Origin of the sequence: Saltatorellus ferox, assembly GCA_007751475.1 — a bacterium.
GTDB lineage: Bacteria > Planctomycetota > UBA1135 > UBA1135.
Genome location: CP036434.1, coordinates 5,515,902 through 5,541,488 on the forward strand (window position 1 = coordinate 5,515,902; position 25,587 = coordinate 5,541,488).

Genomic DNA, 25,587 nt, shown 5'->3' on the forward strand with positions numbered 1-25,587 from the left:
TCGTCGCGGCGGCGGCACCTTGCCGCCGCCGACGCCGCCGCTTTCCTAAACTTCGGCGGGTTTGATCGTCATATCGCAGTTCACGACGAGCAGGCAGCCCAGGCGAGCCCCTTCATCGGCCGTGGCCATTTCCACGGTCTCGGACTCCTCGTCGCCGACGGGGGGCAGATCCGCGCCGCCTTCCGTCACCACGAGAGCGCAGGTTCCGCAGCTACCCACGGTGCAACCGAAGTCATGCGGGAGGTCATTCTCCTGGCAGAAGTCGATGAAGCGGGTCCCCATGGGAACCTCGTGGGTCTCACCGGTAACGGCGAAGGTGATCTTGGGCATGTCAGGGATCTCTGGGGTCTCAGCTGGATCTCAGCTGGAAGTCAGCGGGGAGTCAAAAGGGCCGAGATCGCTAGGCTGCGGCCCTCGGCCGAACCATGATGGGGTCCCGGTGGCCCGAGGAAAAGCCCCGGCACCCGCTCAATTCGCCTACCTGCCATGCTCCTGTCCCCCCCCAGCCCCCACCACGCTCCCGGCGCGCTCCCCGAGCCGATGCGGGATCCCCGGCCGGGCCTCGGGACGGAATCGCGCATCTGGCTCGTTCGCCACGCCCGGGTGAGCGCCCCCGACACCGCCTACGGCGACGACGACGTCCCGCTCTCCGAAGAGGGCCAGGCCCAGACGGACGCCGTCGAGCGAGGCATCCGCGGGCTTCTGCAGCCGTCCGTCGTCGTCGCCTCCCCGCTGATCCGCGCTCGCGCCATGGGCGAGGCCATCGCGCGCGGCACGGGCGCGCCGCTCCGGTTCGATCCACGCCTGAAGGAAATGAATCGCGGCGCGTGGCAGGGACTCGAGCGCACCGAGTACGCCGAGCGCTGGAGGGGCGTCGCGGGCGAGTACTGGGCCGATCCATTGAACTGGCGCGGGCACTCGGGCGAGAGCGAGGCCATGCTCGTCGAGCGCACCTTCCCCGTGCTCCAGGAGGTCGCGCGGGAAGCCGCCGGCGGCGTGGGCGTCATCGCGGCCCACCGCCAGGTCATCCGCTGCCTCGTCGCAGCCGCGCTCGGACTTCCGCCGGGACGGAGCCACGGTCTGCAGCTCGATCCCGCGCACGCGGTCCTGCTCGCCGACACGGGCGATCGGTGGAGCCTCCTGCGCACGAACATCGCCACGCCGGGCGCGCCCCACATGACGGAGCCGGATTCTGGCCCGGTGGCGGACGTCCCTACGCGGAAGCCGTAGCGGGCTCCGGCGCTGCCTCGGCGACAGGCGCTAGCAGGCGATAGAGGCTCGCGTACGCGCGGAGCAGCGGCATTTCCCCATCCGCCCCCGCCTTCATCACGCGAATCTTCTCGCGCGGCGCACCTGAGGCTTCCGCTGCCGCCGCCTCGGCCGTCGACCTCACGATGATCCGTCGAACGCTGGAGAGCGCGGCCCCGTACAGATCACGCGTTCCGGCCTGCTTCTCCTCGGCGGCCTCCATGGACGCCTTGAACTCTCGCAGGCGCTCGAGCGTCAGCACGGTGGGGATCTCCGCGGCTTCGAGCGCGAGCAGAACGCCCGGCCCGAACCCGTCGAGGCCGAGAACGTGCACCAGCCGCGGCCTGCGCGCGCGAACCCAGTCGAGGACCGAGCCCTCCAGCCGCGCGCGCGTCAGTTCGTCGAACGACGCCGCGCGATCGCCCCCGTTCACGCGCCGAACGCGGAACCGGGCGCCGGGCGCGGGGATGTTCCATTCGTCTCGGTAGGCGAAGCGTGCTCCCCGGGCCTCGCGGTCGAGCGCCAGTACCTCGACGCGCTCCTGACCCGAAACGGACAGCACGCCGGCGTGGCGCCATAGCGCCGCTCCACGCGCGGACTTCCTCAGCGCCCATTCGGGACCGATCAGCCCGATCGGCGGGCGATCGGCGATCGAGGGGCGCGCGGCGTCATCGCCAGCAGGCGCCGGGCTGTCGCTGGAAGTGGATTCGGACATGGGTCGTGGCTCTCGAGGACCGGCTTCGCCTGGACCGTTCGGTCCAGGACGGGCCTGTCTGACAGGGGGGAGGAGCGAGGCGCCGGAGCGGATGCCCCGATCGGTCCTCGGTCGAGCCTCAGTCGAGCGAGCCGTCTTGCTGCAGCGCCCGGAATTCAGCTACTCCGGGCTTATCGGAATCCTCGCCGCCAAAATGTAGGGCTCTCCGCTCCTGCATCAGCAGCGACTCCCAGGCCACCTGGGCAGCCCGAAATCGCGCCTCCTCCGTCGGCCCGAGCGCCCGGAGCGCTCGTTCCCCCGCATCTTCCTCCCGGGGACGAAGTCGGACCAGCGATCGGTCGAGGCCTGCCCCGAGATCCGCGCTCGGCCGCGCGATGCCCCAGGAGTCACGGAGCGCGGTGGAGATCCGGTCGGGATGGTACAGCGTCATGATCGCGTGCTCCTCGACGACGGCCGCCCCCGCTGGCATGGGCGCGGAGGCGAACAGCCGCTGCCGGGTCGCACCGGGCTCTCCGGCCATTGCGCTGCGGAGCGATAGCCCGAGCATCCGCCCGGAACTCGGCAGCTGAAAGACGTCGACCAGCGTCGGCGCCACGTCGAGCAGAGACGCCAGCGCATCGATCGAGCGCCCGGCCCCCGCCGATCGACCCTCGTCGTCCGACTCCCAGCCCAGCTCCTTCCACAGCGCGGCGGACGGACGGATCAAGAGGGGCACGCGCAGGTCCTGTTCCTCGACGAGACCCCCCTGGAGGTAGAGGCCGTGTTCCCCCAGCTCGACGCCGAAGCTGCCGACGATCACGACCGTCACATCGTCCGCTCGGCCGAACTCATCGGTGTGCCCGATGATGCGGGCGAGGTTGGCGTCCAGCGCGCGAATGCCGCGGTCGTAGCGCAGCTCGTACTCCCCCATCTTGACGCCGCGCACGCTGCTGGCGCGCGAGGGTGGAAGCACGTGGAAGAGAGGCTCCGTCACGCCGAGCGGCACCGCGAAGTCGAGTTCCATCCGGGGGCGCCAGTCCGCGGTCGCCTCGGCGACGCCCCGCGTGCTGCTGACTCCGCCGCCGGGGACCCACACCCGCTCGAGGTCGTGCATGTGCAGGTAGGCGAACCAGTTCTCGTCGAGCGGGCGTTTGTTCACCCAGCGAACGAAACGACTGCCGACTCCGAAGACTCCGATCGCTCGCTCTTCCTCGAGCGGATCCCCGCCGAACTCGACGAACGAGCGGAACCCCGTGCTGAACCCACGCAGCTCCGCGATCATCGGGTGGTCGACGAAGGCCGCCGTATTCCAGCCCTGACTCAGGAAGGACTGCCCGAGGAGCCACAGGTCCTCGGGGACGAACCAGGCTTCGTCCCCTGCGCTCGCCGCGGGCCCCGGCCTGACCGCAGCCTGGCCGGACGCGCCCGGAAGGGTCGACGGCGGCTGCGCCAGGGAAGGATCGGACCCGGAGAGCAGAGCCAGGTGGGAGCCGACGAGCGTTGGCGTCGGTGTCCACGCGTCCGAGAACACGATCCCTCGCTGACCGAGCGAGGCCAGGAACGGCGTCGTATCGCGGTCGTAGCCCGCCAGTGAGGTGTGGTCCCAGCGGAGGCCGTCGATGGCGATGACGAGCACCCCCTGACCGGTCACTTCCGCCCGGCCCTCCTGGACGTCCTCGAGGGTCGGCTGACGGCCGCAGGCGAGGACCGGCACCAGCGCCGCCAGCCATGCAAGCGCCCGTAGGCCATCGAAGCTTCCTCTCACGCGTCGCGTCTCCACCTGGGCATTCATGGTCCCACGTACTGTCCCATGCGCTCGTTCAGCGAATAAGAGAAAGCACGGAATCCTCGGGTGCCCAGCGCTCCTCACCGCGATCGACGACCTTCACCCAGCCCGGCAGACGGTCGAGAACGAGGGTCTCGTCGCCTTCCTTCAGCTTGCCGAGGCGCTCGCCCTGCAGGTCGGGTGACCCGTAGAGCGGCGCGCCGCCCTTCACCACGACCATCGCGACCTCACCGTTCGAGCTCGCCAGCTGTCCGACCAGCGGCGCCCACAGCACGGGTAGCGCGAGGATCGCAAGCCAGGGGCCACGCCCCCACGCTCCTCCCCGAAACGCATCGAGCGCCCCGAGCACGAGGATCAGCACGCCGCCGAGGAGCGCCAGCCATTCCGCCTCACCGCGCGTGAACAGCCGCACGAAGCCGGCGACGATTCCGGTGTCCTTCGGATCGAGCCCCGCGTCGGCGCGCGAGAGATCCCGGTTCGCCTTCGCCGCCTCCCATCGCGGCGCGAGCCGGAGCGCCGATTCGAACCAGGCCGCCGCCACCAGCGGCTCGCCCGCGGTGTGATGGGCCACGCCCACGTTGTAGGCGAGACGAGCGCGCTCGCGGTCCGGGAGGTCGGTCCCGTTCGCGAGGCTCTCCTCCCACAGCCGCTGGGCGGCGTCGTGGTCGCCCGAACGCCAGAGCCGTGCGCCCTCGCCCGCGCCGGCTTCCGCCGCGCTTTCCTGGGCATGCGCGCCCGAGAGCAGCATCGCCGCCAGGCCGACCAGCGCCAGGGCCCGAAGGACCCAGCGGCCCGGCCACATCGCTTTCGAGGCCAAGCGGGTCATCGAGGTCCTGTGGGAGTTTCTGTGGGAGTTTCTGTGGGAGTACGTCATGGTCAGAGTCCCTCCTTCACGGCCAGCCGGGCGAAGCCCCGGATTCGGCCCGGCGCCGGCGCCGCCTCGGTGTGCCCTCCGAAGACGGCGGCGTCGAGGTCGCGGCGGAGCCCTGCGTACTCGTTCTTCAGCTCATCGGAGAGTCCGAGCGCGTCCGATCCCGAGAGGGTCGCTCGGCCGATCCACTCGGCCGGCTCGGTCCCCGTTCGGGCGCCGAGGAACGACTCGAACGCAGCGCTGAGCGCCCTTGGATCGGACGACGACAGGTCGCGCTCCAGCGCCCGCAGCGCACCGCGACGCCGACGCGCTTCCACGCTCGCGGGATCGCCGCCGGCCCGCGCGAAGCGTCGCATCAGGTACCAGCCGATGAAGGAGAGGACGAGCACGAGGAACGCGAAACCCGCCCCCGGTCCGCGCCGCCAGACGCCACCTGCCCGCGCCCCACCGGACGAACCGACGGGCCGCGCCTCGATATCGCGGAGAACGACCGCGGGAGGCGCCTCGACCTCGTTCTTGACCCCGAACGGATCGTCACCGGCGCTCTCCACCGCGGTCACGCGGATGGGAAGCGGCTCGGTTTCGAGTTCGACGTAGGTTCCCGACTTCGTGTCGAAGACCGACAGAGGCACCGGAGGCACCTCCGTGATGGAAGCGTCGAGCGGAACGAGGTCATACTTGATGACGCGCTCGTACGCGCCTTTCTCGTCGTTCACTCCCAGGACGCGGAAGCGATCGAACGCGGGCAAGCGCGTGAGATCCGGTGGCGGGAAGAACTCCAGGTTGCCCTCGCCCGCGTAGGCGATCGTGAAGTCGACCGGCTCGCCGGCGTCCACGTCGCGGCGCAGGGCGCTGCGCTTCGCCTCGAAGGATCCGACCGCACCGGTCCACGTGACGGGCCGGCCTTTCTCAGGGACCGGAACGACCTCGATGCTGGAGGGATCCAGCGGGCGGTAGTACGAGCGCGTGCGGCCGCGGATGAAGCGCGAACCGCGTTCCGGCATCGGCGCGAACTCGAAGATCGAGCGAGAGAACTCCACCGTGCCCGGCCGCGTGGCCACGAAGCGGCGACGCAGCCGGAACGCGCGGAACTTGCGCCCGTCGCGAATCACGTCGGGGAGGCCGACGACCGGGATTCGCGCGTTGCCGCCGGCGGGGAAGTCGTAGACCTGACCCGAGGTCGGCGTCTCCAGCTCGACGACGCCGTCCTGTCTGCCGTACCACGGGATACGCAGGTTCAAGCCTTCGTAGTCGAGGCCCGCGTCCCAGCCCCAGTCGATCTCGACCGTGTACGGCTCCCCTTCGTAGACGCGCTCCGGCAGGGGCTGTCGTTCCATGAAGAGCAGGTCGCTGGCCGCGAGGTCCTCGACGATCTTGAGCTGCATGGGCTCGATCGGTCGAACGAAGACGTCGCCGTCGACCGTCAGGGAGATCGGAGGGATGACGTACTCTCCAGCGCCGGAGGGCTTGACCTCGATCAGGTAGGACTGCTTGGTGGAAGCGACCGTGCGCCCACGGGAGTCGGTGCTCATGTAGGTGCTGGTGCCTGCACCCTGCGGCCTGCCGAACTCGATGCCCTCGACCTCGGGAAGCAGGCCGAACTTGACGCCGCCTCCGGCCTGGCCGCCGCCGGTGCCGCGGCTCACGGTGATACGGATGGCCACCGGCTCCCCCACTTTCACGAGGCCGCTCGTCAGGCCGACCTCCACTTCGGTTTGCCCCTGCGCCGCAGTGACCACAGCGGGGGCCGAGAAAGAGGACGAGGAGAGGGCCACGGCGGCCGCATCAGCGACGAAGAAGGCGGCCACGAAGGCGAGGCTCGCTCCCAGGAGGAGTTTGGGCATGGAAATGAATGTCATGGAATCGTTCGTTACCAGTCCTTCTTCGCCGGGATCTTTCCGCGCATCCTGCGGAGGCGCCGGATCTCTTCTCCCTGCTCCTGAAGCTTGCTGTTCCGCTCCAGGAGGCGCTGGAACTCCTCGGCGGTCATCGTCTTCTCCTCGATCGTCTCTTCGCCGGGCGGGGGCTGATCGATCGACTCTTCGGACTCGTCCTGCGAATCCTCGGGCGTCTCCTCGGGCTCCTGTTCCTCGGAATCCTCCGCCGGGTCCTCCTTGGACTTCTCCTCCTCGGACGGCGACTCGTCTGGATTCTCCTCCTCGGAAGGCTTCTGCTCGTCCGACGTCTCTCCGTCTTCGCTCTTCTCGGAGTCGTCTTCCTGCTGCTTCTGATCGTCCTTGGACTGCTGCTCGTCGCTCTTCTCGCCGTCCTCGCTCTTCTCGCCGTCGTCCTGCTGATCCTGCTGCTGCTCCTCGCGCTGCTTCTCGATCGCGTCGAGCTCCTTCAAGCGACGGATCACGAACTCGACGTTGGCTGCCCCGTTCTGACCGGGTTGCGGCTCGCTGGGTTCCTGCGCGAGCAACTCGACGAAGTCAGCGCGGGCCTTGAGGTAGAGAGCGCGCGCGATCACGAGCGGGTCCTCCTCGGGTTCGTCCGCCTGATTGGGGTCCGGTGGCGACGCCGGCCCTGCCGCTGCGGCCGCATCTGGCCCCGCGATCTCGGGGATCGTGGCGCGTACGGCCTCGGCCGCCATCAGGTCCAGCGTCCCGAGATTGTAGATGGCGCTCATGCGCGCCTCGCCGGGCGCCGCGGCGCGCGCTCGCTGAAGAGCGGCCTCCGCGCGCTCGATGAGGCCGGGCGCGTTCTCCTCGCCCTTTGAGGCGCCGACCAGCAGCGCCGACGCACGCGCGTACTCGATCTCCGCGCGGTCCTCGCCGCTCAGCGCGCTGACGCCGAGCAGGTCCAGCACGCGGGTGACCGGCGAGAGAACCGACTCGGACACACCACGCGTCGCGCGGTCGAGCGTCTGCCGCAGCTGCGCCGCGCCTCCCGGCGCGAGCATGCGGTCCGCGGTGGCGAGTGCGCCGTCGACGTCCCCGGCCGCAGACTGATCCGCCATCGCCCTCACGCCGCTCCCGAGCGTTCCATCCCACGGAGCCACGTCCGTGGCCTCGCTGCATCCCGCCACAAAGGGGACCAGAAGAGTGACCAGCAAGAACGCCTGCGCACAGAGCCCGCCATCCGCGTGCTTCCAATAGATCATGTTTCTCATGCGGCTTCCTCGGTCCTATCACTCGGCCCACGATCGGTTTCCGAAGGAGAGCTCGGCCGAGGCTCCTTCCGAGCGCGCTTCGCTCGCCGCGAATCCCGCAGGCTCGCCTCGAACAGCAGGAGCACGAGCGCGACGCCCAGCGGCCACTGGAATCGGTCCTGCGGCACGCGCTCCTTGCCGTCGATGATGTCTCGGCCCTCGAGGGGCTGGATGCCTCGCTCGTAGAGTTCCTCCAGCGGAAGCACGCGCCCCTTCGCCTGGAGATAGATGCCACCCGAGACGTCGGCGATCGCCTTCAGCGAGTCGGGCGCGAGCTTCGAGATCACCTCGGTGCGATCCGCGCCGGAGTCCGGATCCACGATGAATCCGCCGTCGCCGTTCGGGATCTTCCCGCCGATCTCGGTGCCCATGCCGAGCACGTGCACCGCGATTCCGCGTTCGGCGGCGCGCTCGGCGGCGCTGAGCCCCTCCCCCGTGAGATCTTCGCCATCGGTCACGAGAATGATGGCCTCGTTGGCGCCGCTGGCGTCCTCGAAGCGCTCCAGGGCGAGGCGCAGCGCGGCCCCGATATCGGTCCCGCCCTTGCGGTTGTCGTCAGGGCTCATGCGCTTCAGGAAGTAGCGAACGGTGTCGAGGTCCCGCGTGAGCGGCGTGACGTCACGCGCGCCGCCGGCGAAGCCAACGAGCGCGAGGCGTTCCCCCTCCATCACGTCGAGCAGCGCGCCGATCTCCGCCTTCGCCCGGTCGAGCCGGTTCGGGCTGACGTCCTCCACGAGCATGGAGAGCGAGGTGTCGAGGGCCACGACGATGTCGACCTGCTGACTCTGCACGGGCACGAGCGAGAAGCCCTTGACCGGACCGATGAACGCGAGCGCGAGCAGTGCGACGCTGAGCGCCCCGAGCACCGCCCGGAGGATGGCCCGGCGGCGGAACCAGGCGAGGATATCCCCGGATCCGAAGCGCAGTCCCGGGAACAGACGCGGCAGGTGACGCGGCTCGGCCAGCGCACGCAGCCCCGCCATCCGTGCCTTGAGCGCCCAGAGCCCGAAGACGACCGGCACGAGGGCCAGCACGAGGAGCGGGATCCACTCCGGCCGCAAGATCTCGAAGCCCATCATGGCAGTCGCCTCCCCACGGTCGCTCCGAGGATCCAGGAGAGCAGGTACAGCAGGAGCGCGGGCGCGATCAGGAACGGGTAGAGGTCGTAGCGCTCGGCGAATCGCTCTTCCTTGCGGGGCGTTCGCTCCAGCGTTTCGATGGCCTCGTAGGCATCCTCCAGCTCTTCCTGGCTCTCGGCGTGGAAGAAGCGGCCGCCCGTCATCTCGGCGATGGCCGGGAGGTCCCCGACCTCGGCGCGCCTGCGGCGCACGTCGCCGAACATCGTTCGCGTCAGGATCTCGCGCGGCCCGGCGAACACCGTGTAGACGCGGACGCGTGCCTCGACCGCTGCCTTGGCCGCTTTCATCGGCTCGATCTCGTGGGCGGTTTCCTCTCCATCGGTCAGGAGAATGGCCACCCTCGACTCGGCCTCGCTGCCGCGCAGGACGTCGACGGCTTCCATCAGTCCCCCACCGATCGCAGTTCCGTCGAGGAGCTGCTCGGTCTCGACGTCGAGCGTGGAAAGCACGCCCTGCAGCGCGTCGGAGTCGAGCGTGAAGGGAACGAGCAGCTCGGCGTAGCGCGCGAATCCGAAGAGCGCGACGTTGTCTCGGGCGTTCTCTTCGTCGGTCATCCGCCGCTTGGCGAAGTCCGCGACCACGTCCTTCACCATGTCGAAGCGCCGCGGACCGCCCGCTCGCTCGCGCTGATCCATGGAGCTGGAGCGGTCGAGCAGCAGCGCGATGTCGATGCCCTCGGTCTCCTGCGAGGTGGAGACGCGGCCCTCCAGGGGACGGCTCAGGCCGACGATCACGAGGAGCACCGACAGCATGCGCACGATCGGCGCCAGCCAGACGAGCTTCGAGCTGGCGGAACCCGCCAGCTTCGGGTCGCCGATCGTGGGGACGCGTGCCTCGGCCACGCGCCTGGCCTCGGAGCCACGCCACGTGAGGAAGATCGCCAGGGGGATCAGCGTCAGGAACCAGGGATCCGCGAACGCCACGCCAAAGAGCGACCAGCGCTCCTCCGCCGTGCTGCGAACGAGGTCCTGGACGATCAGAGCGGGAGGCCCCGAGAAGAAGGCGCCGAGGAGTATCATGCGGCTTCCTCCGGCTGGTCGGCCGTGGCGGACGGGGCCTTCGCCAGGCGAGTCGCGCGCTCGATCGCGTCCTTCACCGCGAAGCTCGTCGGCTCCCCTCCGCCGTAGCGATAGGCGCTCAGCTCCACGAGAAGCGAAGCGGCGTCGGGGTGGCCGTTCTCGACCTCCCGCGCCCACGCTTCATCGGTCAGCGCCGCCCGCCGCTGACGCTCGGCCGGTGCGAGCGCCACGTCGAAGGCGCGGCGGAAGAGCGGAGCCAGCGCCGCCATCCTGGCGGAGGCCGGGAGTTCGCTCTTCTCCAGCCCTGCGATCTGGTCCATGGCGGACGGCTCGGCCGGGCTCGCGGGTCGGGCCGACGCCCGACGCTTCGCGGCGCTGCGCCAGACGAGAAGCCCCACCAAGGCGATGAGCACTCCGCCAAGTACCAGGAGGGCGGCGCGCGGATCCCCCACGCGCCGATCCGGCGCCTCGCGAAAGCCGAGGAGCGGCCGAGGAACGTCCTCGGTCTCACCGAGGGAAGGAACGACCTCGACGCTGGCAGCAGGGACCTGCGCCACCGCGCCATCCGCGAACGTCGCGGTCAGCGCTGGCGTGGCCAGCACGCCACCGGCGAGGGGCATGATCGTCCAGGTCCGATCCAGGTCGGGGCGCTCCTCCTTCGGCTGCGATGGATCGAGCAGGTCGGTCGGCCCGTCGATCACGGCCCATTCGGGGCCGAGCGCAGGCTCGGTCAGCGCCACGCCGTCGCGCTCCGGATCGTCGATCGTCACGCGCCAGACGAGGTGGCCCCCGACGCCGATCGACGCCGCAGCGGCCGTGCCTTCGGGCTTCAGCTGGCTCGTGACCCGCGCCGAATCGGCGAGGTCAGGCGTCTCGACGCCTCCGTCCTGGGAGGACCCCAGTACGACGCTGGCGACGCAGCAAAGAATCGTCTGACTCAAAGGGCTCATCTGGCCTTGCCTCCGCCGCTCTGAACGCCGCCCTGCCCGCCGCGCGGCCCCTGGACACGCTGGCGGAAGAACCGCACCAGCGGCGCTCCGAGGTCACCGTCGGTTCGCATGTCGATCCACTCCGTGCGCGCCTGGCGGAACACGGCCGCGAGCGCTTCCTTGCGCGCCGAGGCCGCCTTCGCCCAGGCTTCTCGCACGCGCGGCTTGCGTCCGTCGATATCACGGACCGCGCCGTCCTCCATCCGCGCGAGCCGCACGATGCCGGTCGCGGGCAGCTCTTCCTCGAAGCGATCCACGAGGCGAATCGCGATCACGTCATGGCGCCGTGAGAGACGACTGAGCGCCTCGACCCAGCCGCGATCTCCGCGCTCGGAGCCATCGGCGCCGACGCCCGAGAAATCGCTGATGACGAACACCATGGAGCGCTTGTGCAGCGTCGCTTCCTGGCCCTCCAGCAGGTCCTTGAGGGACGACGGCCCCGGCGTGATCGGTGCGGCCTGGATCTCGCGGATCATGCGCAGGACGTGGCGCGACTGCCGCCCTGGCCCGAGGTGCAGCCCGGGCTCCCTGCCGAACAACGTCAGGCCGATGCGGTCCTGGTGCCGGATGCCGACGAACGAGATCAGCGCCGCGACCTCGGAGGCCGCGTCGCGCTTCGTCTCGCCGAACGTCGCGAAGTCGAGTTCCAGCGACGTGTCCACGCACAGATGGATCGTGAGCTGCCGCTCTTCGCGATACGACTTGATGTAGGGCTCGCCGGTGCGCGCCGTCACGTTCCAATCGATCGCGCGGACCTCGTCGCCGGGCTGGTACGGGCGCACTTCCTCGAACTCGATGCCCTGACCGCGGAACGTGCTGCGGTAGCCGCCCGACAGGCCCGTGTTGACGAGCTTGTGCGTGCGGATCTGGATCTGGCGCACCCGCGCCATCAGCGCGGGCGTCAGGAGAGCGCGCGGCTCCCCCGTCCCGGAGGCGCCAGGGGCGGCCGCGCCCCTGCCTCCTTCCGAGGGAGACCTGCGTCCTTTCGACGGAGACATGGGCACCCTATCGATCGAGCGGAACGCGCTCGAGAACGCGACGGATGATCTCGTCGGACGTGACGCCCTCGGCTTCCGCCTCGTACGTGGGAACGATGCGGTGACGGAGCACCTCGACGGCCACCGCCTTGACGTCCTCCGGACGCGCATAGGCGCGGCCGGCGAGGAACGCCGACGCCCGCGCGCACAGGGCCAGCCAGATCGTCGCCCGGGGCGAGCCTCCGAACTGGATGAGATGCTCCAGTTCCGGCAGGCCGTGCTGCTTCGGCGCGCGCGTCGCCTCGACGATCGCGACGATGTAGGACGCGAGAGGCGGCGCGATCGTGATCCGGTCCACGAGCTTGCGCGCTTCCATGATCGCGTCGACGCTGATCACCTCACGCACGGGCTCGGGCGCCTGGGTCCGGGCCATCATGTCGAGGATCTGAAGTTCCTCGTCGCGGGTCGGATAGTCCAGCACCACCTTCAGCGCGAATCGATCGAGCTGGGCCTCGGGCAGCGGGTAGGTGCCCTCCTGCTCCAGGGGGTTCTGGGTGGCCAGCACGAGGAACGGGCGCGGCAGATCGAACGTCTCGCCGCCGATCGACACCTGGCGCTCCTGCATGCCCTCCAGGAGCGCCGACTGGACCTTGGCGGGCGCGCGGTTGATCTCGTCCGCGAGCACGAAGTTGGCGAAGATCGGGCCCTTGCGGACGGTGAACGTGCCCTGCTTGGCGTCGTAGATCTCGGTTCCGACGAGGTCCGAGGGCAAGAGGTCCGGGGTGAACTGGAGGCGGGCGAAGCTGGCCTTGACCCCGCGCGCGAGCGCCGCCACGGCGAGGGACTTCGCCAGCCCCGGGACGCCCTCCAGGAGGATGTGGCCGCTGGACAGCAGGCCGATGAGCAGACTTCGCGTCAGGTCCTTCTGGCCGACCAGAACCGTCTGCATGGCGTCGGTGAGCTCGGAGGTCCAGGCGCTGGCGCGCTGGATCTCGGCTTCCAGTTCGGCGTTGCCAGCCGTGGCCGCTCCCATGGAGGAGGCAGCAGAGGGTGCAGCGGAGGAGGCGGAGGGAGCGTCAGTCACGGGAAAGTCAGGCCCCCACGGGGCGGGGGTCTTGATGCGGGGCTGCTGGAAGAGGGCGAAACGGGAACGCGGGGGCTCCGTCGGGGACAGGACCGTACAGGTGCGGCGTTACGCATGCCCCCCCCAAGACGTTGGAACGTGGACGGTAAGTTTACGCGGACCGCCCTGCGATCCCTACTCCCTGGGCCGCGGGCCCAGGTTTCCGCGCTCCGTGAGCACGTCCCGGGCCGCGAGGACCTGCCGGGCGTAGGCGAGCGCCCCCGTGGTCGCCTCCCCTCGGCGCGCCCGCGCCTCTTCGGCTTCGACCCACGCGTCGTAGCTCCCGCGCTTCTCGATCCACTGGAAGAGCCGGGCGCGTCCCGCGTTGTAGGACACCATCACGGCCTCGTCGCTCCAGTCACCGCGATGCTCTAGCAGCCAGGAGAGGTGCGCCGCTCCGAGCCGCACGTTGAGGGCGTCGTCCCGGAGGAGCTTCTGGACGAGGGCCGCGTCCTCGGCAGGCAGCTCGATCCCGGCTCGGACGCCAGCGTCCCTCGCGGACGCCTTCACGAGCTGCATGAGCCCCAGGGCTCCCCGTGAGGAGGTCTGCCCCCCGCGGCCGCGGCTCTCCGCGAACATGATCCCGCCGAGCCAGTTCACCGGCACCTCGAACTCCTCGGCCGCCGCGCGCAGGATCGCGGCGTGGCCCTCGACCAGATCGAGGCCGCGCTCTTCCAGCAGGCCGCCCGCGAGCTGACTCACCACGGAGCGCAGCGCCCTCACGGGGGCTGCCGCCAGCGTGGAGCGCAGGCCCTGGCTCGACACCAAGACCGCGACCGGAACCAGGATCGCTGCGGCCAGGAACGCCGCCCCGCCCCTGAGCCGGCGCCTGCGATCGCTGGCCGAGCTCGGAGCCAGCCCCATCGATTTCCGCGGTAGGAGGGCCATCGCCGACCTACCGGCGAGCTGCCCCATCGGGACCGCCGCCACCTGGCGCCATCTCGTCCGGCGCCATCTCGTCCGGGAGGACGAGCGCACGGACGTTCACGAACCAGGCGTCCCGTTCGCTGAAACGCTGGGGAATCGGGCCGAGGACATCGCCGTGCAGGAGCTCCAGCTCGCGGAGAGCTCGCTCGCCGAGGAATCCCTCGACCTCGCGCACCACCGTCAGCAGGAAGAGCCGCGCCTCGGTCGTTCCACCACCCTCGAAGGCGAGCGCATCCGGAGCGCGAAGGCCGCGAAGCTCCAGCGCCGATGCGAACCAGGAGAACGCGTTGTTGTGGTCGACCTCGTCCCACCACTGGAAGTAGCGCTCGGCGGGAAGGGCCTCGTCGGAGTAGTCGACGCAGGTCAGAACGATGAGTTCGTGCATCGCCACCTCGTCGTCCGGATCGAGGGCGATCGTGGACGCCAGGACCGGCACGGCCCGCGGAATGAGCTGCTTCGCGAGCAGCACCGCCGCGTCGCGCTGAAGCCCCTTGTCCGGGGACCGCATGGCGCTGAACAGGTCGTCGTGCCCGGCCTCGCCGAGCCGGAGCAGCCCCTCCTTCGCCACCGTCTGGATCGACTGGCGCTGGGTGCCCCGCAGGAGCGAGACGAGCAGCGCCGCCGTCTCTGGCGTCCCGAGTGCCGCGAGGCCCTCGGCGGCCGGAAGGTGCAGGCGCTCGTCGGAATCGGTGAGCCCCGCGATCAGGAGTTCGAGCGCGCCCGCGCCGCCGATCATGCCGGTCGCGCGCAGCGCTGCCGCCCGGGTCGGAACGCTGGCACCCAGGCTCGCGGAGGCTTTCGCGCGAACGGCGATCGCCGGGCGAGCGCGCTCCGCGCGACGCTGGGCGAGCGCCGCGATCGCGGCGATCTGAACGTCCTCGGTGTCGTCGCCGAGCAGGCCGAGGAGGAGGTCGATGTCCTCGGGCTCCGAGGTCTGGCCGAGGTTGAGCGCGGCCGCGACGCGAAGGGTCTCGCGCGAATCCACGGCGGCTTCCAGCGCCGCGCGATGGCCAGCGCGCTGCAGCACGCTGGCGATGGACGACAGCGCCAGCGGGCCGAACTGATCGTGAAGAGTGGAGAGAAGGCGAGCGCGATCCTCGGACGGCCGCGCCTCCGCAGCGTTCTCCCCGCCACCTTCCTCTCGCGCAGCGAGTTCGACCATCGTCGAGATCACGTCCGTGAGCCTCCGTGCGCGGTTGCCGAAGACCGTCTCCTCACCGAGGAAACCGATCAGCGCAGGAATCGTGCCCTCGGGATAGTCCGCCTCGTCGCGCTTCAGCACGAGTTCGCGCAGCTCCAGGATCCCCGGCTCGCGCTCGTCCGCAGCCACCGAGTCGAGGTGCGCGGTCAGGATGCCCAGGAACCGGTCGCTCTCCTCCTTGGGGGAGTGTGGCTCCGACCACCATCCAGCTTCGGCGCGGAAGAGCGCGGTCGCGTCGGCATGCACCCCGTGCATCGGGAATCGCTGCCACGCGTTGCGCTCGGCGAGTCCTTCGGCGCGCGCGATGATCCGATCGAACCACGGCTGGCTCTGAAGCAGCGAGAATCGGAACGACTTCGCGCGCCGGTCGACCTGTGCTTCGATCGAGCGACCTCCGGAGCCGAACGACCCCCGGGGCCCCGGGAGACGACCGCTTCCGAAGATCCCTTCCTCGGCGAGCAGCGCCGTCAGGTCCGCCGCGTCGCCTTCGGTCAAGAACAGAATGTCGACGCCGAGGGCGCCTGCGCTCTCCCTCTCGGCCGCGATCCACTCCGCGTCTTCGCTGAGGGCCTCGCCCGCGAGAACGTAGGGACGTCCCTCACCGAGGCGCAGGTCGGCGATCCGGCTGTGCGCCACGCCCGGATCGACGCGTAGAACGATCCGTCGCGCATCCCCCGGCTTGACGTGAATGACCGCGCGATCGGCGCGAAACTGGAATTTCTCGTTCCCCCACCATTCGGCCCAGTCCGGCCCGTTGCTTCCGAAGTTCACGCCGCTGATGAGGCGGAGCCGTCGCAGCGCGGGCTCTCGGACGAGACTGAAGCCGTCGAAGAACGTCGAGCCCGTGGCGATCGAGACGAGCGACGACGGCACCGGCCCGTCGAGCCACGGGGTGCTCCCCTCGTCCTCGCTTCGGAAGCCCAGGCCCGCGAGCGCGAGCGCTGCGGCCGCGTTGACGATGGGCTGCGTGGAGTCCAGCGCCCTCAGGAGCGCGCCCACGTGCTGCTCGTTGAAGATCGGCGTGCCGGTGCGGTCCTCTCGCTCGACGATGGCCACGATCAGGAGCGCCTCGTCTCGAACGATCTCGCCCGACGCGAAGACGCGACGCAGAAGCTCGAAGGTGGGCTCGCCTTCCTGGGCTCGGGCGAGCGCATCGATCGCGATCTCCGACACGGAAGTGGAGCGATCGACGACGCGCTCCAGCAGGTACTCGGTCACGGAGGCCGAATCGTCGAGGCCCGCGAGCAGCGTCGTCGCCGACTTTCGAACGTCGGTCGAGCGGTCCTCGAGGGCGGGTGCGAGGAGCTGCAGATCATCGAGGTCGAGGCGCTTCGAGAGTTCCTTCTCCGCGACGCGCCGGATCGATCCGGAGCGGTGGCGCATCATCTGGATGAGGAACGGCGTGGACGCCTGGACCGGATCGCGCTCGATGAGTTCGGCGAGGATCATCTGCCCGCTACGGCTCGGGACCTGGCCGCGGAGGCGCTGGACGACGAGATCGGCGTCGGCTGCGCTGCCCGAGATGAGGATCGTGCGGGCGCCCGCATAGCTGAGAACGTCGCTGTCCTGCGCGAGACAGTAGCGCGCGACGCGCAGGCCGTCCTCGCCTAGACGGGCCAGGTGATCGGTGATCTCCTCGGTTTCGACGTCGCTGATGCGACGGACCTTGCTGAGTCGATCGAAGAGGAAACGGGCGGCGGTCTTCGAAGACGCGAGATCGTCCAGCGGGTTGAAGGCGTCACTGGTTCCGGAGACGCGCTGGTTCTCCGCACCCGGCCTCGGTGAGTTCCCCCGGGTGGTGTCCCGCTCCCAGGGCTGTGCTTCCGGATCGGATCCCCCGGCGCGACCCGCCTCGGGCGGAGCGCCGAGATCGAGGTCGCCCGCCGCTTCCGCGGGGGCGGTCGGCAAGATGAGTCCACTGTCGCTGCGCTGGTTCCCCGCACCCGGCTTGTTGTGCGTGGACGTGGTCACGGTCGCGACGGGCCGTCCCTGCTCGTCGTAGACGACCTCCTTCTCGACCGTATCGCCCACCTGGCTGCCGGCCACGGTTCCCTTCTTCTCGCCGCCGATGGTCTGGCCGCCGGGAGCCTTGACCGGATCGGATGTCCCCCTGGCTGGCTGCGGGGGAGCCTTGCGCTTGGCGGGAAGATCGAGCTGCGGAGCGGCCTGAGCGCTGGTCGCGCCGAGCAAGAGCGCGGCGACGAGGGCGGCGGAGGATCGGAACATGGGAGACATCGGAGGAGATGAGCGGTGGACGGCCAGGGAGCACCCTGGCTAGAGAGTCCGACCGGACAGGATACAGCTCCTTCGCCGAAGTCTGTGGATTCGGAGGGGACGTTCGGGCAGATCTGCCCGAACGTCCCCTCCGATCCTCCCACCGCGCCCCGGTCTCGCTACAGGAACGTGATCTTGACGGCGTCCGAGAAGTTCGACGTCGGGATGTCGCGGAACCAGTACTGCCAGTAGCGGGTGTCCCCGGCGACCACCGTGGTGATGCTGGCGGGCTGCGGGACCGAAGTCAGGTCGAGGCCCAGGGAGACGGCGCCCGACGTGCCCGAGTTCAGGATGTTTCCAGCGTACCGGCCGATCACCGTGCTCGCGATGCAGATGTTGCCGACGCTGCCGCCGGGGCCGACGACCGTGAACTCGTCGAGCGAAGTGATGAAGAAGCCGTTGGAGTTTAGCGGGAGGTTCACCACCGACAGGGTCACGTCGTTGTCGAAGGCCACGAGCGAACCGGTCGCGAGGATACGGGCCGGTGCGCCGGTGCTGTTCAGGACGGCCGGGCCACAGATCGTCTCGCCGAGCGTGTCGAACCCCGAGTAGGCGAGGACGCGCCCGCCGTCGAAGGCGGCGCCGTCGAAGCCGAAGGCGCCGATGAAGAGGTCGTCGAAGCCGTCGCCGTTCGCGTCGCCCATGCCCACGGCGGTGTCGCCGAACTGGTCGCCGGATTCGGTGCTCTCGTAGCGCTGGATGATCGAGGCGTCGAAGCCGCTGAAGACCGTCGCCGAGCCCGCGGGCAGGCCCATGATCGGGTCGAGGCGGGAGCCGACGATGAAGTCGAGCCAGCCGTCGCCGTTGACGTCGCCGGCATCCCCGACGGCGCTGCCGAACTCGGACCCGGCCTCGGTGCCCGCGACGGTGAACATCGCGCTGCCGTCGAAGCCGGAGTAGATGCGCGCGGCGCCGCGGTCGGCGCCCGCGAAGTCGGAGCTGATCATGCCGGCGATGAAGTCGTCGAAGCCGTCACCATCGAGATCGCCGAGGCCGGAGACCTTGCCGCCGAGCAGGTCGCCAGGGAAGTCGCCGTCGAGGGCGTAGAGCACCGATCCGTCGAGCCCCGAGAAGACGGTGACGCGGCCCGAGGAGCTCCCTCCGTCGTCGTCGCCCGGGGCGCCGACGAGGAAGTCGTCGTGACCGTCGGCGTTCACGTCCCCTGCGGCCCCGACCGAGCGGCCGAAGAAGTCCGAGGCGCCGTCACCGGCGATGTCGAAGAGGAGCGCGCCGTCGAATCCGGAGAAGACGCGTGCGCGACCGCTGGCAGGGCCGCCGAAGCTGTCGAGCCTCGCGCCGACGATCACGTCGGCGAAGCCGTCGGCGTTGACGTCCCCGGCGGCGTTGACGGCTTCGCCGAAGCGCCCGTTGGGCGTGAGGCCGTCGAAGGCGTGAATCACGAGGCCGGTGGCGCCGGAGACGACGATGGCCTGGCCGTAGTTGGGCCCAGCCGTATCGTTGAAGCGCGCGCCTGCGATGATGTCGGGCGTTCCGTCGCCGTCGACGTCGCCCGCGCCCGCGGCGCTGAATCCGAGGGAGTCACCGGCGGCCGCGCCGGTGATGGTCATGAGAGTCGAGCCATCGGCGCCGGACAGGACGAAGACAGCGCCTGCATCGGAGCCGCCGAGGTCGTTGTTCGGCGCGCCGGTCGCCACGTCGGCGATCCCATCGCCGTTGATGTCGCCGACCCTGGAGACGACGAGGCCGTAGCGCTCTCCGCTGGAAAGGCCGTCGGCAGACCAGAGCAAGGATTGAGCGGAAGCTCCGACGGCGGTCCCTGCGAGCGTGAGAGCGGAGAGAATCCCGAACCGGGAAGAGGCGAGGCGGTAGGAGAGAACCATGGAACGCGGTGCGCGAGTGGTCGCGACTGGATGCGGTGTCCCGCGGCTGGATCAGGCACTCCTCCCCCCCGGGAAGGCGCCGCCGCGTGCTGAAATCTACCCGGCTTCCGAGAGAGACGGCGCGAATCAGTAGTAGCGCAGCAAACCTGGCTCACGCTGGAACAGATCCCTCGCTGCCAGCAGCAGATCGAGGTCCCTCTCCGGATCCACGAGGCCCTCCTGGTTCTCGCCCGACTGGCGCAGGCCCAGGAGGTCGCCCATCCCGCGCTGGCGCAGGTCCTCCTCCGCCAGCAGGAACCCGTCGCGCGAACGCTCCATCAGGCGGAACCGCTCCTCCGCCTTCTTGTCCCCGAGCAGGAAGCAGTAGGAGTCCTTCTTCCCGCGGCCGATGCGACCACGCAGCTGATGCAGCTGCGCCAGGCCGAGACGGTGCGCGTCCTCGATCACCATGATCGTCGCGTTCGGCACGTCGACGCCGACCTCCACCACCGTCGTCGCGACGACCGTCGCCACGTCCCCGCGGCGGAAGCGATCGAGCCGCGAGTTGCGCTCGACGGACGGCAGCCGCCCGTGCACCAGCTCGATCCCCGCCTGGCGAAAGGTCGGGCGCGCCACCAGATTCTCGAAGCGCGCCTCCGCGCTCGCAGCCGTGGACGCCGGCGCGTCCTCGGAATCACCGTCGCTCATGGTCTCTCCGATGCGCGGCACCACCCAGTAGATCTGCTCGCCCGCCTCCAGCCGCTCGGCCAGGAATCGCGGCATCCTCCGACGATCGTCGCCGCGCGCCCAGCGCGTCCGCACCGAGCCGCGGCCCGGCGGCGAGCCGTCCAGGATCGACACCTCCAGGTCCCCGTAGACCGTCAGCGCCAGCGTCCGCGGGATCGGCGTCGCCGTCATGAGCAGCACGTGCACATCGCTGCCCTTGCCCGCCAGCCGCCCGCGCTGGGCCACGCCGAAGCGATGCTGCTCATCGATCACGGCCAGATCGAGACGCCGGAACTTCACGTCCTCCGAGAACAGCGCGTGCGTCCCGAAGACGACGTCGATCTCCCCCGCCGCGAGCCGCTGTGTCACGTCGCGACGTTCCCCCGTGCGCAGCGAACCCGTGATGAGCGCGGTGCGCAGCCCGTGACCTTCCAGGAGATCCCGCAGCCCGTAGGCGTGCTGGGACGCGAGCACCTCGGTCGGCGCCATCATCGCGACCTGGCCGCCGCACTCCGCGACCGTCATCGCCGCGTAGGCCGCCACCGCCGTCTTCCCTGCCCCGACGTCGCCCTGCAAGAGCCGCCGCATCGGACGCGTGCGGCCGAGGTCCGCGCGGATCTCGCCGATCACTCGGGACTGCGCGTCGGTCAGCGTGAACGGATAGCGCGAGCGAATCTCCGCGTCCTGCTCGGCCGTGATCTTCGCCGCGCGGGCGCGCCCGGCCTTGCCGGACCGCCGCGCGAACACGGCCGCCTGCAGCGTCAGGATCGGCTCCAGCGCGAACCGCCGGCGCGCGTACTCGAAGTCAGGGATGGTCGCCGGCCGGTGGATCATCGGCACCGCGACCGGCAGCCCGGGCGCATCGCAGTGCTCCAGGAACTCCGCGGGCAGGTGCTCCTCGATCTCCCCCACGTGGCGCTCCAGCGCCTCGTCGATCCAGGCCTTCAGCGCATCGCTCGAGACGCCGTCGCCGCCGCCGTACTCGGGCGCGAGCGTGCCGGGCGCGGGCAGCGGAGACGCCGCGGTGCCGAGCCTCGGCGACGCGATCGAGGCCCCGCGCGCCTCCACGACGCTCCCGTGCGCCTCGACCTGGGTCCCGGAGCTCAGCTGCTCCTTCATCCAGGGCTGATTGAAGAACACGAGGTCCATCTCGCCGGTGCCGTCGCTCACCGTCGCCCGCACGACCGAGCGCTTGCCGCCGATGCGCTGGAGCACCGAGCGCCGCACGCGCCCTTCGATGGTCACGCGCTCTCCCTTCCGGCGGCTCGCCGCCTGGATCGAGGTCTTCACGGGCCAGACCACGAGCCGGATCGGCTGGAGGAGCAGAAGATCCCGCACCGTCTTCAGTCCGAGGCGCTCCAGCCGCGCGGCGCGCGCGTGCCCGACGCCCCTCAGGCCCGTGAGCGGCCCGATGGTCGGGAAGCCGCGCTCCGGTGGACTCGACGCGGCTCCGCTCACGCGATCGCCCTCTGCAGTCTCCGCTCCGACACCTCGCCCGCGACGCGCGCTTCCACGGAGCGCAGGAGCAGGAACGTGAGGAGCGCCGCCGTCGCGTAGAAGCCGACCGTCGTCAGCATCAGGATCGAGTAGTCGTTCCCGGTCGTGTCGAGGACTCGCCCGGCCAGCAGCGGCCCCACGACCCAGCCGACGCCCCAGAGCGTCGCGTTGACCCCGGTCTGCACCTCGCGCACGCCCGCAGGCGTCGCCTGCATCATGAGATTCTTCAGGATCGGATGCGTCGCGTTCATCAGCGCGCCGCGCATCAGGAACGCGAACATCGCGATCGGCAGGCTCGTCGTGAAGGCGAGCATCACGAAGAACGGCAGCGACGCCAGCTCGATCAGCACCATGCTCTTCACGAAGCCGAAGCGCTGGAGCGCGACGGGCGTCAGGAGGAAGCCGAAGGTCATCAGCACCTGGCCCGACGCGAAGAGGTAGCCCCAGCCGTCCGCGGGCACGGCGAAGCGCTCCTGGAAGTACGTGGGCAGGAACGGGATGCAGAACCCGGCGCCGGTCGCGATCAGGAACTGGGGCGCCGCGAAGCGCGCCAGGAGCCCCACATGGCTGCGAACGGCGGGCAGGATGCGCTGGCCCCCGAGCATCGAAGGCTCGGGGTCGTGGATGCGCGCGTAGAAGAGAGCGCCGAGGAGAGCGAACGCACCCGCGCCGGACACCACGGCGCTGGTCGCGGCCGCCTCGCCTCCCAGGGGCACCGTCAGCCACGCGACCGAGAAGCCCGCGATCCCGGCCCCCGCGACGGCCGCCAGGGTCCGCGCGGCCTCCGCCAGGGAGAACACGGCCGCCCGGTCCTCGTCCCGCGTGTGACGAAAGAGAAACGGAGCGATCGCGACGTAGTGCACCGTCATCGCGAGCCCGGCGATGAAGTTGGCGACGTACATCCACTCCAGGCTCGGCAGGAACGGCAGAAAGAAGTACACGAGGCCGGAGATCAGCGCGGACGCCACGAAGACGCCGCGGGCGGGGCGCCGGGCCAGCACGAAGGCCGCGGGCAGCGCGACCGCCACCTTCCCCCAGGAGTCCAGCGACTGAAACGTCCCGATCTCGGTCTTCGTGTGCTCCAGAAGATTGAGCCAGCGCGCCAGGAAGGTCATCGTGACCGCCGACGCGGCGCCCATGCACGCGCTCCCAAACAGGTACGCGCGGGCTGCAGGCTGCATCTCCCGGAGGGTCTCGGGGGCGGAAAGGAGGGCTTTCAGTAGCATGGAGGGGCGGCCGGATACGTCCGGGGTGACAAGGGTAGTGATCCCCAGGGAGGGACTGGCCGAGGAGATCCGCCGTTTCTCGTGTGACAGATGCAACGACCCGGGTTCCCTTGCATATCCGCGGAGAAATCACCGCCCCACCGCCAACCTTCATGTCAGGACACGCAGAACTCGACGCCGACTTCATCCTCCAGCACTCCGGCTTCATCCGGAGCCTCGCCCGGGGGCTGCTCCGCGATGAATCCCTGGTGGACGACGTCGTCCAGGAGACGCTCATCAAGGCCCTGGAGAAGGGGCCTCGGAGTGAGGGAGCTCTGACGGCGTGGCTCCGGACCGTCACGCGGAACATCGCGTACAAGAGCTACCGGGGGACGGCGCGGCGGCGCGCCCGCGAGGAGGAGGCCGCTCAGCCCGAGCGCCTGACGGCGACCGTGGACATCGTCGCCCGGGGCGAGGCGCTGGAGTCCTTGACCGCGTCCGTGATGGAGCTTCCGGAGGGCGCTCGGGAGGTGATCTTCCTGCGGTACTACGAGGGGCTCTCGCACGGCGAGATCGCCCAGCAGCTGGAGCTAGAGCCGGGCGCCGTCCGGATGCGACTGCACCGGGCGCAGAAGCTTCTTCACGAACGACTCGACCGCAAGGCCGGTGGCGATCGCGTCGCCTGGATGTCGGGGCTCGCGGGCCTCGCGGGGATCGGGCTCAAGGACATCGGCCGCGGCGCGCACCCTGCGGCCGGCGTCGCTCCGGTGAGCGGGACCGCGATCGCCCTGGCCGCCACCGCGGCGCTCTGCCTCGGCGCGGGCACGCTGTTCTGGCTGGGGACGCGCCCGGGCGACGGCGGCGAGGGGAACGCTCTTCTCCGACGCGCGGCTCTGGCGGCTGCCGACCCTGCGGACTCGATCGAGACGATCGACTCACCTCCGGGAGAGCGGACGGCTCGCGAGGAGGTGAAGGTGGCCGTGCCGATGATGGCACTCACGGGCGCGGCCACCGCCGCCGCGGCGAGCGGCGAACCGGACGACCTCGTCTTTCCGGATGGCAACGTCAAGGGCACGGTCGTGGACCATGAAGGGCGACCGGTGGTGGATGCGAGAGTCTTCGCTGCCTGGGGCCGCCTGCCGATGGAACTCCGCACGCGCACGAACGAGCGCGGCCGCTTCGGCATCGAGGTCCCGGCGGCGGTCCTTCACGACGCCGAAGAAGGGCTTTACTCCGTTCTGCTGGCCGCCACGTCCGAGGGTTCGGCACCCACGCGCGTTCACGCGTGGCCCAGGGAAGGCCTCGACGATGCGCTGGGCGGCAAGCATGCGCTCCTTCGGATGCGTGGGTCCGGCGGGGCGCTGGAAGGCGAGGTTCTCGGCGCGGATGGGCGCCCCGTGGTCGGGGCCGAGATCCGCCTCGGCGAGCGCAATCGACTCGGCGTCGGCTTCCTCGGGCAGCAATCGGCCATGACGGAGAATCCACTCGCGCCGAAGCTCGCAACGATCGTGGATCGACAGGGCGTGGCGATGTTCCAGGGCCACCGCAGCATGCGAGGCACCCTCGGCCCCCAGGCTCTCGAAGCGGACGGCGTTCGCTCGCGCCTGGTGCCGGCCACCACGCGCACGTCGAAGGCGGACGGCTCTTTCCGGTTCGGCGGACTCGAGCTGGGCTCGCAGAAGATTCGCATCACGGCGCCGGGCTACGCGCCCTACAACGGCACGATCCGCGTGACGCAGGGCGAGCCGAGCCGGAAGGTATTCCGGCTGGACCGCGGTGCCACGATCCGCGGGACGCTGACCCGGTCGGACGGCCTTCCCCCCACCATGGGACTCGTGCATGCCTTCCACCAGAATCCGTACACGGTCCAGACGGTTCGGATGGGGCCCGACGCCACGTTCGAGATCCACGGTCTTCCCCGGGGCGAGACTCGGATCGTCGCCGAGGAGCGCTGGCCGCGGGTGCCTTCCGCGGAGCGCTTGGCGTCACGGACCGTCGACCTTTCCCCTGGCGAGGACCTCACCCTGAATCTGGAAATGCACGAGCCGGCGCTCGCGAGTGTCAGGGTTCTGAAGCGCTCCCAGGGGGAACTCGTGCCCGCCGAGAACGTCGAGATCGAGATCCGGCCGGTCGGGAATCCGCTGGATCGTGTGGCGGTGTTCGAGCTCAATGGCGAGGGAAGGGCGAAGCTTCCGCTCGAAGCGGTTCGACCGGTGCAATGGGTGATTGCGCGCAAGATGACCACGAACCGGACGCCGTCAGGAATCGAACTCAAGATCAGTGAAGCGATGCAGTCGACGCCGGTACGGCGCGTGCTTCCTCCCACCCGCGAGGAGGCGGCCGAGGAGATCGTGTTCGTACTGGAAGACCGCGAGCTGCTCATCGCACCGGTCTTCATGCGCCCTTCGCTCGCGGGTTTCCGTCCCTTCGATCACACGGACGGCGTCGCCCTGTTCCAGCCCGACGAGCCGTTCACCTACATGGGATGGTCGAGCGGCAAGCCAGGCGTGCTCCAGTTCAACGGAGTGCCGACCGGCGACTACCACATCATCTACCCCCACCATGGACTCGGCTGGATCTCTTCGTTCACGGTGCACGTGGGCGCGACCGCGCTCGACACGCCGCAGGACCTTGGGACCATCGAGCTTCCGCGGCTCGGGCACCTCGTATTACAGCCCGCTGTCGACGGCGGGCGCGCGAAGGAAGACACCGCCTGGACCGATCTGGACATCAAGGTCGTGGTCCCTGGCAGGAGCGGGACCGCAGAGATTGCGGTGTTTCTGGGTCGTGCCGAGATACCGGGAAGGATCCCCGTCTCGCCCGGGCTCTACGCCCTTCGTCACCCCGACGCCCCGGAACTCGCGGCGCAGTACATCGAGGTGAAGGCGGGTGAGCACGTGGAGGTGCTCTGGCGCTGAAGGGACCGGGGTGGCAGAATCC

18 protein-coding genes are annotated in these 25,587 nt (G+C 70.0%); 2 read left to right on the forward strand and 16 right to left on the reverse strand.

The annotated features are described in order from the left end of the window. Nucleotides 1–45: 45 nt before the first annotated feature. Nucleotides 46–330 carry a 2Fe-2S iron-sulfur cluster-binding protein gene (locus Poly30_RS19830; protein WP_145201291.1) on the reverse strand — a complete coding sequence of 95 codons (285 nt, stop codon included), beginning with the start codon at nt 328–330 and terminating at the stop codon, nt 46–48. 156 nt (nt 331–486) lie between these two features. Here Poly30_RS19830 and Poly30_RS19835 point away from each other — a divergent pair, with 156 nt between their 5' ends. Then, on the forward strand, nt 487–1,230 hold the full coding sequence (locus Poly30_RS19835; protein ID WP_145201294.1) for a histidine phosphatase family protein: 744 nt from the start codon (nt 487–489) through the stop codon (nt 1,228–1,230). Here the strand turns inward: Poly30_RS19835 and Poly30_RS19840 are convergent. The 15 genes from Poly30_RS19840 to Poly30_RS19920 all read right to left on the reverse strand — a co-directional run bounded on the left by Poly30_RS19840 (nt 1,214) and on the right by Poly30_RS19920 (nt 22,623). Beyond that, nucleotides 1,214–1,963 (reverse strand): glycosyltransferase, encoded by a 750-nt coding sequence (locus Poly30_RS19840; protein WP_145201297.1) that lies wholly within the window; start codon nt 1,961–1,963, stop codon nt 1,214–1,216. The two genes, Poly30_RS19835 and Poly30_RS19840, sit on opposite strands and share 17 nt — an antisense overlap. Nucleotides 1,964–2,081: 118 nt before the next feature. After that, the gene (locus tag Poly30_RS19845; RefSeq protein ID WP_145201300.1) at nt 2,082–3,734 is read right to left on the reverse strand and encodes a sulfatase-like hydrolase/transferase; all 1,653 of its coding nucleotides are present in this window, start codon (nt 3,732–3,734) and stop codon (nt 2,082–2,084) included. Nucleotides 3,735–3,762: 28 nt separating this feature from the next. Beyond that, nucleotides 3,763–4,545 (reverse strand): tetratricopeptide repeat protein, encoded by a 783-nt coding sequence (locus Poly30_RS19850; RefSeq protein WP_145201303.1) that lies wholly within the window; start codon nt 4,543–4,545, stop codon nt 3,763–3,765. 59 nt (nt 4,546–4,604) lie between these two features. Beyond that, nucleotides 4,605–6,443 (reverse strand): hypothetical protein, encoded by a 1,839-nt coding sequence (locus Poly30_RS19855; RefSeq protein ID WP_419190404.1) that lies wholly within the window; start codon nt 6,441–6,443, stop codon nt 4,605–4,607. 26 nt (nt 6,444–6,469) lie between these two features. Further along, nucleotides 6,470–7,702, reverse strand: coding sequence for a hypothetical protein (locus Poly30_RS19860; protein WP_145201309.1), 1,233 nt, complete (start codon nt 7,700–7,702; stop codon nt 6,470–6,472). Between the two features lie 5 nt (nt 7,703–7,707). Next, nucleotides 7,708–8,829, reverse strand: coding sequence for a VWA domain-containing protein (locus Poly30_RS19865; RefSeq protein WP_145201312.1), 1,122 nt, complete (start codon nt 8,827–8,829; stop codon nt 7,708–7,710). Continuing rightward, a complete protein-coding gene (locus Poly30_RS19870) occupies nt 8,826–9,908 on the reverse strand; it encodes a vWA domain-containing protein (protein WP_145201315.1) in 1,083 nt (360 codons plus the stop codon). The genes Poly30_RS19865 and Poly30_RS19870 overlap by 4 nt, the downstream gene beginning before the upstream one ends. Continuing rightward, nucleotides 9,905–10,858 carry a DUF4381 family protein gene (locus tag Poly30_RS19875; RefSeq protein ID WP_145201318.1) on the reverse strand — a complete coding sequence of 318 codons (954 nt, stop codon included), beginning with the start codon at nt 10,856–10,858 and terminating at the stop codon, nt 9,905–9,907. The genes Poly30_RS19870 and Poly30_RS19875 overlap by 4 nt, the downstream gene beginning before the upstream one ends. Next, entirely contained in the window at nt 10,855–11,895 is a 1,041-nt protein-coding gene (locus Poly30_RS19880) for a DUF58 domain-containing protein (protein WP_145201321.1), read from the reverse strand. The genes Poly30_RS19875 and Poly30_RS19880 overlap by 4 nt, the downstream gene beginning before the upstream one ends. Before the next feature lie 7 nt (nt 11,896–11,902). Further along, on the reverse strand, nt 11,903–12,907 hold the full coding sequence (locus Poly30_RS19885) for an AAA family ATPase (protein WP_145201324.1): 1,005 nt from the start codon (nt 12,905–12,907) through the stop codon (nt 11,903–11,905). Nucleotides 12,908–13,132: 225 nt separating this feature from the next. Next, on the reverse strand, nt 13,133–13,885 hold the full coding sequence (locus tag Poly30_RS19890) for a transglycosylase SLT domain-containing protein (protein ID WP_145201327.1): 753 nt from the start codon (nt 13,883–13,885) through the stop codon (nt 13,133–13,135). A 7-nt stretch (nt 13,886–13,892) separates the two neighbouring features. Continuing rightward, entirely contained in the window at nt 13,893–17,351 is a 3,459-nt protein-coding gene (locus tag Poly30_RS19895; protein WP_145201330.1) for a HEAT repeat domain-containing protein, read from the reverse strand. 167 nt (nt 17,352–17,518) lie between these two features. Next, nucleotides 17,519–19,240, reverse strand: coding sequence for an integrin alpha (locus Poly30_RS19900; RefSeq protein ID WP_145201333.1), 1,722 nt, complete (start codon nt 19,238–19,240; stop codon nt 17,519–17,521). A gap of 126 nt (nt 19,241–19,366) precedes the next feature. Continuing rightward, complete coding sequence (locus tag Poly30_RS28715; protein WP_419190405.1) at nt 19,367–21,403, reverse strand: ATP-dependent DNA helicase RecG; 2,037 nt, start codon at nt 21,401–21,403, stop codon at nt 19,367–19,369. Continuing rightward, complete coding sequence (locus Poly30_RS19920; protein ID WP_419190406.1) at nt 21,400–22,623, reverse strand: MFS transporter; 1,224 nt, start codon at nt 22,621–22,623, stop codon at nt 21,400–21,402. The genes Poly30_RS28715 and Poly30_RS19920 overlap by 4 nt, the downstream gene beginning before the upstream one ends. Before the next feature lie 197 nt (nt 22,624–22,820). Between Poly30_RS19920 and Poly30_RS19925 the strand changes: the two genes are divergently transcribed. Further along, nucleotides 22,821–25,565, forward strand: a complete 2,745-nt coding sequence (locus Poly30_RS19925) for a sigma-70 family RNA polymerase sigma factor (protein ID WP_145201339.1) — start codon at nt 22,821–22,823, stop codon at nt 25,563–25,565. Nucleotides 25,566–25,587 lie beyond the last annotated feature (22 nt).

What these genes read in the sequence shown, in the direction of transcription:
- Poly30_RS19860 (WP_145201309.1), bottom strand. Translation starts at nt 7,702, where the DNA reads ATGATCTATTGGAAGCACGCGGATGGCGGGCTCTGTGCGCAGGCGTTC.
- Poly30_RS19885 (WP_145201324.1), bottom strand. Translation starts at nt 12,907, where the DNA reads ATGGGAGCGGCCACGGCTGGCAACGCCGAACTGGAAGCCGAGATCCAG.
- Poly30_RS19835 (WP_145201294.1), top strand. Translation starts at nt 487, where the DNA reads ATGCTCCTGTCCCCCCCCAGCCCCCACCACGCTCCCGGCGCGCTCCCC.
- Poly30_RS19870 (WP_145201315.1), bottom strand. Translation starts at nt 9,908, where the DNA reads ATGATACTCCTCGGCGCCTTCTTCTCGGGGCCTCCCGCTCTGATCGTC.
- Poly30_RS19830 (WP_145201291.1), bottom strand. Translation starts at nt 330, where the DNA reads ATGCCCAAGATCACCTTCGCCGTTACCGGTGAGACCCACGAGGTTCCC.
- Poly30_RS19920 (WP_419190406.1), bottom strand. Translation starts at nt 22,623, where the DNA reads ATGCAGCCTGCAGCCCGCGCGTACCTGTTTGGGAGCGCGTGCATGGGC.
- Poly30_RS19925 (WP_145201339.1), top strand. Translation starts at nt 22,821, where the DNA reads ATGTCAGGACACGCAGAACTCGACGCCGACTTCATCCTCCAGCACTCC.
- Poly30_RS19845 (WP_145201300.1), bottom strand. Translation starts at nt 3,734, where the DNA reads ATGAATGCCCAGGTGGAGACGCGACGCGTGAGAGGAAGCTTCGATGGC.
- Poly30_RS19880 (WP_145201321.1), bottom strand. Translation starts at nt 11,895, where the DNA reads ATGTCTCCGTCGAAAGGACGCAGGTCTCCCTCGGAAGGAGGCAGGGGC.
- Poly30_RS19865 (WP_145201312.1), bottom strand. Translation starts at nt 8,829, where the DNA reads ATGATGGGCTTCGAGATCTTGCGGCCGGAGTGGATCCCGCTCCTCGTG.
- Poly30_RS19875 (WP_145201318.1), bottom strand. Translation starts at nt 10,858, where the DNA reads ATGAGCCCTTTGAGTCAGACGATTCTTTGCTGCGTCGCCAGCGTCGTA.
- Poly30_RS19900 (WP_145201333.1), bottom strand. Translation starts at nt 19,240, where the DNA reads ATGGTTCTCTCCTACCGCCTCGCCTCTTCCCGGTTCGGGATTCTCTCC.
- Poly30_RS19895 (WP_145201330.1), bottom strand. Translation starts at nt 17,351, where the DNA reads ATGTTCCGATCCTCCGCCGCCCTCGTCGCCGCGCTCTTGCTCGGCGCG.
- Poly30_RS19855 (WP_419190404.1), bottom strand. Translation starts at nt 6,443, where the DNA reads ATGCCCAAACTCCTCCTGGGAGCGAGCCTCGCCTTCGTGGCCGCCTTC.
- Poly30_RS19840 (WP_145201297.1), bottom strand. Translation starts at nt 1,963, where the DNA reads ATGTCCGAATCCACTTCCAGCGACAGCCCGGCGCCTGCTGGCGATGAC.
- Poly30_RS19890 (WP_145201327.1), bottom strand. Translation starts at nt 13,885, where the DNA reads ATGGCCCTCCTACCGCGGAAATCGATGGGGCTGGCTCCGAGCTCGGCC.